Genomic DNA, 13014 nt, shown 5'->3' with positions numbered 1-13014 from the left:
CCCGCTCCGGCGCCGAGATCCTCTCCTTCCTGCGCAACTCCGTCCGCGAACTCGGCCAGACCGTCGTCATGGTCACCCACGACCCCGTCGCCGCCTCCTACGCCGACCGCGTCGTCTTCCTCGCCGACGGCCGCATCGTCGACGAACTCCACGCCCCCACCGCCGACACCGTCCTGGACCGCATGCGCCGCTTCGACGCCAAGGGCCGCACCAGCTGACACGGCGCCAGCCCGCAGCCCGCCCACCGACGCCTCCCAGGACACCTCATGTATCGCACCGCACTGCGCAACGTGCTGGCCCACAAGGGCCGACTGCTCATGACGGCACTCGCCGTCATGCTCGGCACCGCCTTCGTGGCGGGCACCATGGTCTTCTCCGACACCTTCGGCAAGGCCATGCGGGACAGCAACTCCAAGAGCTACTCCGACGTCTCGGTCCAGCTGGTGGACCGCGCGGCCGGCTCCGGCGCCAGCGCCAAGCAGAAGAGCGAGAGCGGCTCGGCCGCGCTCACCGACGCCACCGTCCAGCAGCTGACCGACCTTCCGGGCACCGGCGGCGCCCGCGGCGTGGTGAGCGGCTTCACCGGCGTCGCCGACCGCAGGGGCAACCTGGTCGGCCAGTTCTGGGCCGCCAGGGGCGCCAACTTCGCCCCGGGCCAGGACGGCAAGGACCCGCGCTACCCGATGGCCGAGGGCCAGGGCCCGAAGAGCGGCAAGGAGATCGCGCTCGACCGCAAGACCGCCGACAAGGCGGGCTACCGGATCGGCGACACCGTACGGGTCGCCGCCAACGGCCCGGTGATCGAGGCCAGGCTCACCGGCATCTTCACCACCGACGACCCGGTGGTGAACACCGGCGGCACGCTCACCCTGTTCGACAAGGCCACCGCCCAGCAGGTGCTGCTGGAGCCCGGTCGCTACAGCAGCATCGTGCTCACCGCCAAGCCCGGCACCTCCGAGGACGCGCTGCTCGCCCAGGTCCAGCCCAAGGTGCCGCCGGGCCACCAGTTCGACGTCGAGACCGGCGCCAAGCTCAAGGCCGACGAGCAGGAGACGATCGCCAAGGGCACCGACAGCATGCGCACCATGCTGCTGGTCTTCGCCTTCATCTCGCTCTTCGTCGGCATCTTCATCATCGCCAACACCTTCACCATGCTGGTCGCCCAGCGCACCAGGGAACTCGCCCTGCTGCGCGCCATCGGCGCCAGCCGCAAGCAGGTCACCTTCTCGGTGCTGGTCGAGGCCCTGCTGATCGGCACCGTCTCGGCGGTCGCCGGCCTGGCCGCGGGCGTCGGGATCGGCGCCGGGCTGCAGTCGCTGATCGGCAGCCTGGACGGGAACATGCCGAGCGGTTCGCTGGTGGTCAAGCCGCTGACGGTCGCGGTGACGGTCCTGGTCGGCCTCGTGGTGACGGTGCTGTCGGCCCTGCTGCCGGCCCTGCGCGCGGCCCGGATCGCGCCGGTGGCCGCGATGAGCAGCGGCGACCAGCCCGCCTCCCAGAAGAGCCTGGTGGTCCGCAACACGATCGGTTCGCTGCTCGCCGCCGGCGGCCTGGCCCTGATCGGCTACGGCGCCTCCACCGGCGACACCAGCGGCCGGCTGCCGGTCGGCCTGGGCGCCTTCCTCGCCCTGATCGGCGTGTTCGTCCTGCTGCCGCTGCTCTCCCGCCCGGTGGTCGCGCTGATCGGTCCGCTGCTGCGCGGGCTCGGCGGCACCCCGGGCAAGCTCGCCCAGCAGAACGCGGTGCGCAACCCGCGCCGCACGGCGGCCACCGCCGCCGCGCTCACCATCGGTCTGACCCTGGTCACCGGTCTCACCGTGATCGGCGCCTCGGTGTCCGACGTGGTCGACCGAGCCGTCACCAGCTCGATGAAGGCCGACTACATCGTCTCGGCCGCCAACGGCATGAACCTCTCCGAGCAGGTGCCCGCACAGGTCGCCAAGGCGCCCGGGGTCGCGGCCTCCTCGCCGATGACCGCCGCCTACTGGGAGCTCGACGGCACCGCCAAGTCGATCACCGGCCTGGACGCGGCGAGCTTCGACCAGCTGGTCGACGTCCAGCTGGCCAGCGGCTCCGCCGCCGCGCTCGGCCAGGGCCGGCTGCTGGTGGACGAGGACGTCGCCAAGAAGTTCGGCGTCACCACCGGCTCCACGATGAAGGTCACCTACCCGGACGACTCCACCGGCCAGCTGACCGTCGGCGGCGTCTACCGCACGGGCGGCATGCTCGGCCCGGTCGTCATCGCCAACAGCGAGATCGCCAAGCACGAGCCGAAGCCGTTCATCTCCGACGTCCTGGTCAGGGGCACGGACGGCGCCACCGCCACGCTCAAGCAGTCGCTCAAGGACGCCACCGGCGCCAACCCGGTGATCGAGGTGAAGTCCAGGCAGGACGTCCGCGACGACTTCAGCCAGACGATCACCTTCGCGCTGAACCTGATGTACGGCCTGCTGGGGATGGCGGTCCTGATCGCGATCCTCGGCGTGATCAACACGCTCGCGATGTCGGTCTTCGAGCGCAAGCGCGAGATCGGGATGCTGCGGGCGATCGGCCTGGACCGCCGGGGCATCAAGCGGATGGTCCGGCTGGAGTCCGTGGTGATCTCGCTGTTCGGCGCCGGCGTCGGCCTGCTGCTCGGCTGCTTCATCGCCTGGGCGATCAACGGCACCCTGAAGTCGAGCCTGGCCGGTCTGACCACCGTCCTGCCGTACGGCCAGCTGGCGCTGTTCCTGGCCCTGGCCGGGGTGGTCGGCCTGGTGGCCGCGATCTGGCCGGCCCGCCGGGCGTCCAAGCTGGACATCCTGTCGAGCATCAAGACCGACTGACACCCGGTCACAGCGAGAGCCCCTGCCGGATGCCGGCAGGGGCTCTGCTACTGCTGTACTCCGCCCGGTCGCACGGCCGGCTGAGCACCACGGAGGTCGTGGTCCGGCGACACTGCCGGGCGGAGGGCCTCCGACTCATACCCCGGTGCTCCCACACCGGGGTCTCAGTCGCCTACTTGCTCGCGAGTTCCTTGTCGGCGGCCGGCTTGGCGGCCTCGACGGGCTTGGTGGGCGGGGTGACCTCCTGGATCGGGAGCTGCGGCTTCTCCATCTGGGAGAGGCCGACCATCTCGCGCTTCAGGAACATCGCCAGGGTCCAGTCGGTGAAGACGCGGACCTTGCGGTTGAAGGTCGGCACCATCGCGCCGTGGTACAGGCGGTGGAACCACCAGGCCGGGCGGCCCTTCAGCTTGTACTTGCCGAAGAGGATCGCGACGCCCTTGTGCAGGCCGAGACCGGCGACCGCACCGAGGTTCTTGTGCTTGTACTCCTTCTGCGGGAAGCCGCGCATGCCGGAGATCACGTTGTCGCCGAGGACGACGGCCTGACGGCAGGCGTGCTGCGCGTTCGGCGGGCACCAGGCGCCCTCGCCGGCGGCGAGGTCCGGGACCTGGGCGTTGTCGCCGGCGGACCAGACGTAGTCGAAGCCCTGGACCTGGAGGGTCGGCGCGGTGTCGACGTGGCCGCGCGGGCCCAGCGGCAGGCCGAACTGGGCCAGCACCGGGTTCGGCTTCACGCCGGCCGTCCACACGATGGTGGAGGCGTCCATCTCCAGGCCGTTCTTCAGCACGACGTGGCCGTCGACGCAGGAGTCCATGGAGGTCTCGATGTAGACCTCGATGTTGCGCTCCTCGAGCTTCTCCTTGGTCCACAGACCGAGGTCCGGGCCCATCTCGGGGAGGATGCGGTTGGCGGCCTCGACGACCACGAAGCGCATGTCGTCGCGGCTGACGGTCCGGTACAGCTTGGACGCGTCGCGCGCCATGTCCTCGATCTCGGCGATCGTCTCGATGCCGGCGAAGCCACCGCCGATGACGACGAAGGTCAGGGCCTTGCGGCGGACCTCCCCGTCCGTGGTGGACTCGGCCTTGTCGAGCTGGGCCATGACGTGGTTGCGGAGGCCGATGGCCTCCTCGACCGTCTTCATGCCGATGCCGTGCTCCGCCAGACCCGGGATCGGGAAGGTGCGGGAGACCGAGCCGGTCGCGACGACCAGGTACTCGAAGGGCAGCTCGTAGCTGTCGCCGGCCGCCGGCTGGATGGTGGCGACCTTGCGGGCGTGGTCGATGCCGGTGACGGACCCGGTCAGCACCTCCGCCTGCTTGAGGGCGCTGCGCAGCGGCGCGACGAGGTTGCGGGGCGCGACGTTGCCGCCGGCCGCCTCGGGGAGGAAGGGCAGGTACGTCATGTACGACCGCGGGTCCACGACCGTGACGGTCGCTTCGCCGTAGCGCATCTTCTTGAGGATGCGCATCGCGGCATACAGGCCGACGTAACCACCGCCGACAATGAGGATGCGAGGACGCTCCGTGGTGCTCATATCCGAAAGTATCCAGCACCGTTCGGAGCAGCCTTCGTGAGCCCGGTCACAAGCTCATGGACCCCACGTGCTACACTGCGCGGCCGCGATTTCGGCGCCCGAGCGGGCGCTCACCCGTCCGCGCACCCCCTTGCGAACGTGAGCCGGAGCACCACCCTGCTGAGCAGCAACGATCCGTACCGGGCCGGGGTTCCCGGGCGTGAATTCGATTTTCAAACCCTGATCGGCCTCTGGCCTGCGATCCAGCGGGCCCCATGGCCGGGGGGCCTTCGGTCCCACAATTCGGACGTAGCGGGCGGGCCGGTGGGGCGAATGGCGGGATCGCCATGTGAAGAAATTCACGAACTTTTCCGCACGGCCCCGGGCGCGCCCCGGCCCCGGCTCCCCGAAAGGGGCGCCGGGGCCGGTCCGGTAAGGCCTGCGAGGCGTCAGGAGGCAATACTCCAGGCGACTCCGTCCAGGATGTCGTGCTCGCTCACGACCACCTCGGCGGCGCCGGTCCGCTCCATGATCTCCAGCAGCTCCAGCGCCCCGGCCGCGATCACGTCCACCCGGCCCGGGTGCATCGACGGGATGGCCGCCCGCTCGGCGTGGGTCGCGGTCAGCAGCTCCCGGGCGATCCCGGCGACCCGCTCCCGGCTGACCCGCGAGTGGTGGATCGCCGCCGAGTCGTAGCCCGACAGGCCCATGGCGATCGAGGACACCGTGGTGACCGTCCCGGCCAGGCCCACCAGGGTGGCCGCGCCGGTCAGCGGAACGACCTCCTCGGCCCGGTCCAGCTCGGCCCGCACATGCGCCCGGGCCTGCGCGATCTGCTCCTCGGTGGGCAGCTCGGCACCGCCGAAGTGCCGCTCGGTGAGCCGCACGCAGCCGATGTCCACCGAGCGCGCCGCCTGCACGTCGTCCGTCCCGAGCACGAACTCGGTCGAGCCGCCGCCGAGGTCGAACACCAGGTACGGGGCCGGGAACAGCTCGCCGGTCAGCTCCTTGGTGGCGCCCAGGAAGGACAGCCGCGCCTCCTCCTCGCCGCTCACCACCTCGGGCTCGACGCCCAGGATGTCGCGCACGCCGTTGGCGTACTCGGCGCTGTTCTCGGCGTCCCGGGAGGCGCTGGTGGCGACGAAGCGGACCCGCTCCGGGCCGACGCCGAAGCCGGCGATGACCTCCTGGTACTCCCGGCAGGCCGCGAAGGTGCGGGCCAGCGCGTCCGGGTGCAGCCGGCCGGTGCGGTCCACGCCCTGGCCCAGCCGGTTGGCGATCATCCGGCGGTCGAGGTCGGTGATCTCCCCGGTCTCCGGATCCAGATCGGCGACCAGCAGCCGGATGGAGTTGGTGCCGCAGTCGATCGCGGCCACGCGGGCCATGGTCACCGCGACTCCTGCGGCCCGTCGGCGTCCTGCTCCGCGTCCTCGGCGGCGCGCTTCCTGGCGGCGCGCTCGGCGGCCTTGCGCTGCTTGGCCGCGATCACGGCCTCGTGGTCCTGCTCCTTGGCGCGGTTGCGGGCGACCCGCTCACCGGCGGCCTCGACCTCGGCCGGGGAGACGCACGGGCCCTTGGCCCACCAGTCCTCCAGCCTGCCGATCGCCTCGTCGCCGAGCGGGTTGACGCCCTCGCCGGCCGCCAGCGAGTGGCCGACCAGCACGTGCAGGCACTTCACCCGGTCCGGCATGCCGCCGGCGCTCGGGAAGCCCTCCAGCACCTCGATCGCGTCGCGCCGGGCGATGTAGTCCTCGTGCGCCTTCTGGTAGGCGGCGGCCAGCTCCGGATCCTCGGCGAGCCGGGCGCTCTGCTCCTTCATCACGCCGTCCGCCTCCAGGGTGCCGATCAGCGAGGCGGCCTTGGGGCAGGTCAGGTAGTACAGCGTCGGGAACGGCGTGCCGTCCGGCAGCCGGGGAGCCGTCTCCACGACGTCCGGGTTGCCGCAGGGGCAGCGGTGCGCCACGCCGCGCAGGCCGCGCGGCACCCGGCCGAGCTGGGCGGCGATGGCCGCGACGTCGGCGTCGGAGACGGCGGGGTGGTTCTCAGTGGTCATGGGGGGAGGTGTCTCCAACGGGGGACGGTGGGAGCGGAAGGGGGGTGGCGGGGGCGGCCGCGGCGGTGTCGGCGGCGTCCACCGAGTCCCAGATGCCGACGTACCAGGGCTTGGCGGCCTGCGCCTGGCCGGCCGCCGTGCCGCCGGGCGGGGCCGCGCCGGCCGCGGGCGCGGAGGGCCGGGCGGAGGCCTGGCCGGCCGGGTCCACGGCGATGTACGGGGTCTCCCCCGGCACCGCGTAGTGCAGCCGGGCGCGGGCCTGCGCCTTGACGTACTCCGGGTCCTGCCAGCGGGCCTTGTCCCGGCGCAGCTGTTCGACCTGCTGGCGGACGTGGTCGGCCTTGGCCCGCTGGGCGGAGATCTCGGCGCGCTGGGAGATGAACTGCCGCGCCGGGTAGGCGAGGATCGCCACCAGTGAGCAGAGCACCAGGACGAGGACGGTCGCCCGGCTCGTGAACCGAGGCCGGGCCGCCAAGCCCGGGATCCTCCAGCCTGCCATCTCCGGTGTCCCCTCCTGGTCGCGACGGTGCCCCGCCGTCCACCCTACGGGGTGAACGGCGGGGCACCGGTCAGGCGTGCGCTACCGGGAGCGCTCGGCCCTCGTACCCGCCCTGCTCACTCCGCGGAGCGGAAGCGCGGGAAGGCGCCGCGGCCGGCGTACTCGGCGGCGTCGTCGAGGATCTCCTCGATGCGCAGCAGCTGGTTGTACTTGGCGACGCGCTCGGAGCGGGCCGGGGCACCGGTCTTGATCTGGCCGCAGTTGGTGGCGACGGCCAGGTCGGCGATGGTGACGTCCTCGGTCTCGCCGGAGCGGTGCGACATCATGCAGCGGTAGCCGTTGCGCTGGGCCAGCTCGACGGCGTCCAGGGTCTCGGTCAGCGAGCCGATCTGGTTCACCTTCACCAGCAGCGCGTTGGCGGTGCCGGTCTCGATGCCCCGGGCCAGGCGGGCGGGGTTGGTGACGAACAGGTCGTCGCCGACCAGCTGGACCTTGTCGCCCAGCTTGACGGTCATGGCCCGCCAGCCGTCCCAGTCCGACTCGTCCAGCGGGTCCTCGATGGAGACCAGCGGGTAGGCGGCGACCAGCTCGGCGTAGTACTCGATGAGCTCGGTGGAGGTGAGCGCCTTGCCCTCGAACTGGTAGGCGCCGTCCTCGTAGAACTCGGAGGCGGCGACGTCCAGGGCGAGCGCGATGTCGCGGCCGGGCACGTAACCGGCCTTCTGGATGGCCTCGGTGATGAGGTCCAGGGCCTCGCGGTTGCTGTCGAGGTTCGGCGCGAAGCCGCCCTCGTCGCCGAGGCCGGTGGACAGGCCCCGCTCCTTCAGCACGCCCTTGAGGGTGTGGTAGACCTCGACGCCCCAGCGGACGGCCTCGGAGAAGGACTCCGCGCCGATCGGGGCGATCATGAACTCCTGGATGTCGACGTTGGAGTCCGCGTGCGAGCCGCCGTTGAGGATGTTCATCATCGGCACGGGCAGCACGTGCGCGTTCGGGCCGCCCAGGTAGCGGAACAGCGGCAGGTCGCTGGCCTCGGAGGCGGCGTGCGCGACGGCCAGCGAGACGCCCAGGATGGCGTTGGCGCCGAGCGAGGACTTGTCCGGCGTGGCGTCCAGGTCGAGCATGGCCTGGTCGATCAGGCGCTGCTCGGTGGCGTCGTAGCCGACCAGCTCCGGGCCGATCTGCTCGATGACGGCCAGGACGGCCTTCTCCACGCCCTTGCCGAAGTAGCGGTTCTTGTCGCCGTCGCGCAGCTCCAGCGCCTCGAAGGCGCCGGTGGAGGCGCCCGACGGGACAGCGGCACGACCCGTGCTGCCGTCGTCGAGGCCGACCTCGACCTCGACCGTGGGGTTGCCGCGGGAGTCGAGGATCTCACGGGCTACGACGACATCGATGGACGGCACGAGGCATCTCCTTGCGGAAGCAGGTCCGGCTGACGGCGGTGCTGTCGCCAGGACGATTGCGGAGTCGTTACGGACCAGAGCCTAGCCGCCCGGGCTCCCCGGGCCACGTCGGCCTCGGCACCGTCTCAGCGTGTGGCCCCACTACCCACCGGTAGTTCACCTGCTTGACCCAGCCCGGCCCACCGAAGCGGACGAAGAGCGGATGAAGGGGACGAAGGGGGCCGGTCGTCCCGACCCCCTCCGCGCGTCGCGCCGGGAGCGCCCGGCGCGGGGCGGCTCAGCCGAGGTGCAGGACCTGGCCGGGCAGGATCAGGTCCGGGTCGCCGCCGACGGTGCCGCGGTTGCCGTCGTACAGCGCGTGCCAGCCGCCGGACACGTCCTGGGCGGCGGCGATGGTCGACAGCGTGTCGCCGTCCCGGACGGTGTAGTCGTGGCCGGCGGTCTGCGCGGCCTGCGGGGCCGCGGCCGGCTGGGCGACGGCGGCGGCCGCGTGCTTGGGGACGTACTGCTGCGCCGCCTGGTCGACGGGCTTCTCGGCCCGGTTCGGCGCGGCGTGCTTCGGGGCCTGCTGCTGGGCGGGCTTCTCGACCGGCTTCTGGGCCGGCTTGACAGCCTGCTTGGCGGCGGCCTTCGGGGTCTGCTGCTGGGGCGCGGACTGCGGCTCGGCATCCGACGAGGCGTCGACCGCGGCCGGGGCGCCGCCCTTGGCCAGGCCCGCCTTCTGCGAGCAGACCGGCCAGGCGTCGGGGCCCTGCGAGGCGAGGACCTTCTCGGCGACCGTGATCTGCTGCGCCTTGCTGGCCTGGTTGGCCTGCGGGGCGAACGAGGTGCCGCCGTACGCCTTCCAGGTGCCGGAGGTGAACTGCAGACCGCCGTAGAAGCCGTTGCCCGTGTTGATGCTCCAGTTGCCGCCGCTCTCGCACTGGGCGACGGAGTCCCAGGTGGTGGCCGGGGCGGCGGAGGCACCGGTGGCGGTGAGGAGCGGCATCGCGAGTCCGACGCCCGCCACGCCGGCGACGGCGATGGCCTTCTCGGTCTGGGTACGACGACGGTGACGGCCGGTTCCAACGAACAGCATGAAGGAGTCCCTCTCCGCACGCCTGCGAGGTGAGCTGTCGGGTTCGGACCGGGAGGTGGCCCGGCCGCCGTACGCGGAAGCGATTCCGCTCGGGCGGCTTCACCCCAAGCCGTCGGGGAACGGCAACAAACCTGGTTCCCCCGCCCCTGCCCAGGGTCTGGTCGGTTTCCCGTGACGCGGCGGGCAGGATTCGGCGTTCCGCGCACGAGGTCCGCAGCTGCGAACTCCAGGGAGAGTAGACAGATACTCAGACCGATCACAAGCTCATATCACCGATATCACACAGAAATTACGGCGCGTGCCCGATCGCCTACCAACAGCGGAGGTATGTCCGAGTTGATGGGTATTCACACCGCGCCTGACGCGCTCGAGACAACGTTCCGTCAGCGCGGACCACCGGCGCATCGGTGAATCGTGCCGTTATGTCAGGGCGCGGAAGGAGCGTGCGGCGGCGTATGCGGAGGAGTATGCGACGGCGTATGCGGAGGCGTATGCGGGGAGCGGCCCTCCGGGCTGAATTCGACCGGCAGTTCCCGCAGTCCACGCATGATCAGGCCACCGCGCCAGCGCAGATTCTCCGGGCTTTCCGCGAGCCGCAGATCGGGCAGCCGGGAAAGCAGCGTGGCCAGCGCGGACCGCCCCTCCAGGCGGGCCAGCGGGGCGCCGATGCAGTAGTGGATGCCGTGCCCGAAACCCAGGTGGGGATTGTCCGTCCGGGCCAGGTCCAGGGTGTTCTCGTCCGAGAACCGGGCCGGATCGCGGTCCGCCGCGGCCAGCACCACCAGCACCGGATCGCCGACCGGGATGTCCACGCCGCCGATGGTCAGCGGCCGGGTCGCGAACCGCCAGGTCGCCAGCTCCACCGGCCCGTCGTAGCGAAGGAGTTCCTCGATCCCGGTGTCCAGCAGCGCACGCTCCCCGCGCGCCACCGACTCCTGCAGCAGCCCGCGCTGCTCCGGGTTGCGCAGCAGCGCGTACGTCCCGTTGCCGATGAGGTTCACGGTGGTCTCGAAACCGGCGAAGAGGAGGATGAAGGCCATCGCCGCGGCCTCGTTCTCCGTCAGGTGCTCGCCGTGGTCGCTCGCCCGGATCAGGCCCGAGATCAGGTCGTCCCCGAGGTCAGCGCGCTTGCGGTGGATCAGCTCCAGCAGGTACGCCCGCATCCGCTTCACCGCCCGCCCCACACCGCCGCGTTGGCCGCCGCCCTGGCCCGGCTTCGTGTGCCGCAGCATCATCCCGGCCCAGTCGCGGAAGTCGTCCTGGTCCTCGGCCGGCACGCCCAGCAGGTCGCAGATCGCGTAGATGGGGAGCGGGAACGCGAACTCGTGGATCAGGTCCGCCGAGCCGCGCTGCGCGAAACCGTCGATCAGCCGGTCGGTGAGCTGCTGCACCCTCGGCTCGAACTCGGCCACCCGGCGCGGGGTGAACGCCTTCGACACCAGCCGGCGCAGCCGGGTGTGGTCCGGCGGGTCGATGTTCAGCAGGTGCGTCATCAGGTCCGCCTGCCGCTCCCCCGGGATGCCCACCCGGCCGGTGCGGTGCGCCTGCTCGCTGTGGTGCGCCGGGTTCTTCGACAGCCGGCCGTCCGCGAGCGCCTGCCGGGCGTCCGCGTACCTGGTCACCAGCCAGGCCTCGACGCCGCTCGGCAGCGTGGTGCGGTGCACCGGGGCGTGCTCGCGCAGCCAGGCGTAGGCGGGGTACGGGTCGGTGGCGAACTCCCAGGTGAACAGCTGCGGAGCGGGGGCGTCGGGCTGCGCGGCGGCGGGCTGGGCGGGGTCGGGCTGAGCTGGCATGGGTCGACCGTATCCGGTGCGTTCGCGGCGAGCCGGGCGCGCCCTTCCGGCGGCAGCGCGCGACGGCGCTCCACCGGCGCGCGGCCGGTGCTCGACCAGTGCTCGGCAGGCGCTCGACCAGTGCTCGGCAGGCGCTCGACCGGCGCGCCGACCGTCCGTGGACGACCGGTGGACGGGCCGTGGACAGCTCTTGGACAGCTCTTGGCCGGGCGGCGGGCGTGAGCCTGGTCACCTGCGGGGTAATCCCTGTTGCGGAGGGTCAGGTCGTGCCTACGATCCTCCGCAGTACGCGTGGGCGCCGGTGCGGTGTCGCCCACAGGGAGGAGCAGACCATGCGGGTCAGCGGGTCAGTCGTCGTCATCGCGGTACTCGACGGCGGGTCGGGCGCCGACCTCGCCCGCCGCTTCTCCGCGGCCGGCGCCGTCGGCATGCTGATCGCCGACCAGTACGTCGGCATCGCCGAGGACCTCGCCGCCGAACTCGACCGGCCGGGCTGCCCCGTCGTCGGGGTCTCCGGCGACATCCGCCGCCCCAGCGACGTCGCCGCCCTGGTCGACACCGCCGAGAAGCACCTCGGGCCGATCGACGTGTTCGCCGTCGCCGGCCCGGACGGCGAGCGCGTCATCTCCCTCGCCGACCTGCCCGACCACCTCGACCTCGAACGCCTCGCCGAACTCGTCGTCCTCGTCGGCGAGGCCATCGGCGAACTCGTCCCGCCGCAGCGGCGCCCGATCGGGCGCACCGCCGCGGCGGCCTGAGCCGCCCGGCCCATGCGCCAGGGCCCCGGCTCCGGCTTGTGGTTCTACTGCGGCTCGGGGCCCTACTCCGGCTTGAGGCCCTCGGCCGCGCGCACCGCGCCCCGGTAGCCGCGCGCGGCCGACCGCAGCGCGGCGTCCACGTCCACCCCGGCGTCGTGCGCCCGCTGCGCCACCGCGAGCAGCAACCGGCCCGCCGTCTCCGCGGTCAGCTGCGCCGGCAGCTCGTACGGCTCGTCCGGCACCGCCGTGAAACCCGCCCGGCGCACCCTGGACACCAGCTTCGCCGCGTACGCCAGCGAGGGCAGCCCGGCCGGCACGCCGTCCAGCACCGACTCGCGGTCCGTCTTCTCGGCGGCCTTCAGCTGCTCCCAGCTCACCTCCGCCTCGGCGGCGCCCCCGGCCTCGACGTCCCCGAACACGTGCGGGTGCCGGTACATCAGCTTCTCGACGATGTCACCGGCCACGTCGTCGACGGTGAACGGCTCGGTCGGGTGCTCCTCGGCGATCCGGGAGTGGAAGAAGACCTGGAGCAGCACGTCGCCCAGCTCCTCGCGCAACGTCTCCCGATCCCCCTCCTCGATCGCCTCGACCAGCTCGTACGCCTCCTCCACCAGGTACTTCACCAGGCTCTCGTGCGTCTGCTCGGCGTCCCAGGGGCAGCCCCCCGGCGAGCGCAGCCGGTCCATCACCGTCACCAGGTCCAGCAGCCGCGACCCCGGCAGGTCGTACGAACCCGGCAGCACCTCGATCTCGGGCACCTCACCGGCCCGCTCCACCGCGAGCCGCGCCAGCGCGTCCGTCAGCCCCGGATCCCCGTCCGGGCTGCCCAGCCACACCGTCGGCCCAGCCCCGGCCGGCTGTCCGGTCAGCAACCGTGCCAGCGCGGGCGCCGATTCGGCGGGCACCACCTCCACCGTCACCCCGGCCTGCCGCACCGCCGCCAGCTGCGGGTGCCCCTCGTCTCCCACCAGCACCCGCCCCGCCGACCGCAACGCCTCCCAGGCCGGCCACGCCAGCAGCCCGGGAGCCACCCGGTGGGTGGTGGTCAGCAGGATCAACGTGGCACCGGGAACATTCGTCATCACA

General features: G+C 72.2%; 9 protein-coding genes, 2 pseudogenes and 1 riboswitch. Of the genes and pseudogenes, 3 read left to right on the top strand and 8 right to left on the bottom strand.

Annotated features, from left to right (window positions below; translation table 11 throughout):
- Window positions 1-218 (top strand): annotated as a pseudogene (locus AC0B61_RS05900) (ABC transporter ATP-binding protein); the annotation flags it as partial.
- Between the two features lie 48 nt (window positions 219-266).
- Window positions 267-2825 carry an ABC transporter permease gene (locus AC0B61_RS05895; protein ID WP_471739362.1) on the top strand — a complete coding sequence of 853 codons (2559 nt, stop codon included), beginning with the start codon at window positions 267-269 and terminating at the stop codon, window positions 2823-2825.
- A gap of 172 nt (window positions 2826-2997) precedes the next feature.
- Here AC0B61_RS05895 and AC0B61_RS05890 read toward each other — a convergent pair whose 3' ends face one another.
- The 7 genes and pseudogenes from AC0B61_RS05890 to AC0B61_RS05860 form a co-directional block, all read right to left on the bottom strand.
- The gene (locus tag AC0B61_RS05890) at window positions 2998-4365 is read right to left on the bottom strand and encodes an NAD(P)/FAD-dependent oxidoreductase (protein ID WP_471739361.1); all 1368 of its coding nucleotides are present in this window, start codon (window positions 4363-4365) and stop codon (window positions 2998-3000) included.
- A 428-nt stretch (window positions 4366-4793) separates the two neighbouring features.
- The gene (locus tag AC0B61_RS05885; protein WP_471739388.1) at window positions 4794-5729 is read right to left on the bottom strand and encodes a Ppx/GppA phosphatase family protein; all 936 of its coding nucleotides are present in this window, start codon (window positions 5727-5729) and stop codon (window positions 4794-4796) included.
- Between the two features lie 146 nt (window positions 5730-5875).
- Window positions 5876-6415: pseudogene (locus AC0B61_RS05880) on the bottom strand (DUF501 domain-containing protein); the annotation flags it as partial.
- Window positions 6387-6872, bottom strand: coding sequence for an FtsB family cell division protein (locus tag AC0B61_RS05875; protein WP_471739360.1), 486 nt, complete (start codon window positions 6870-6872; stop codon window positions 6387-6389). The pseudogene AC0B61_RS05880 and the gene AC0B61_RS05875, both read right to left, overlap by 29 nt.
- 140 nt (window positions 6873-7012) lie before the next feature.
- Complete coding sequence (gene eno / locus AC0B61_RS05870; protein WP_471739359.1) at window positions 7013-8299, bottom strand: phosphopyruvate hydratase; 1287 nt, start codon at window positions 8297-8299, stop codon at window positions 7013-7015.
- A gap of 277 nt (window positions 8300-8576) precedes the next feature.
- Window positions 8577-9377, bottom strand: coding sequence for a transglycosylase family protein (locus AC0B61_RS05865; protein ID WP_471739358.1), 801 nt, complete (start codon window positions 9375-9377; stop codon window positions 8577-8579).
- Window positions 9378-9382: 5 nt separating this feature from the next.
- A riboswitch (cyclic di-AMP (ydaO/yuaA leader) is annotated at window positions 9383-9550 on the bottom strand.
- Window positions 9551-9802: 252 nt separating this feature from the next.
- Window positions 9803-11170, bottom strand: coding sequence for a cytochrome P450 family protein (locus AC0B61_RS05860; RefSeq protein ID WP_471739357.1), 1368 nt, complete (start codon window positions 11168-11170; stop codon window positions 9803-9805).
- 332 nt (window positions 11171-11502) lie between these two features.
- On the opposite strand from AC0B61_RS05860, the gene AC0B61_RS05855 reads away from it, so the two are divergent.
- On the top strand, window positions 11503-11928 hold the full coding sequence (locus tag AC0B61_RS05855; protein ID WP_471739356.1) for an SDR family NAD(P)-dependent oxidoreductase: 426 nt from the start codon (window positions 11503-11505) through the stop codon (window positions 11926-11928).
- 62 nt (window positions 11929-11990) lie between these two features.
- Here the strand turns inward: AC0B61_RS05855 and AC0B61_RS05850 are convergent, their stop codons facing one another.
- On the bottom strand, window positions 11991-13010 hold the full coding sequence (locus AC0B61_RS05850) for a nucleoside triphosphate pyrophosphohydrolase (protein ID WP_471739355.1): 1020 nt from the start codon (window positions 13008-13010) through the stop codon (window positions 11991-11993).
- Window positions 13011-13014: the final 4 nt, after the last annotated feature.

The organism is Kitasatospora sp. NPDC023385, from assembly GCF_055664045.1.
The sequence above is the reverse complement of the archived record's forward strand: the minus strand, read 5'-3'. Positions and strand labels throughout refer to the sequence as shown.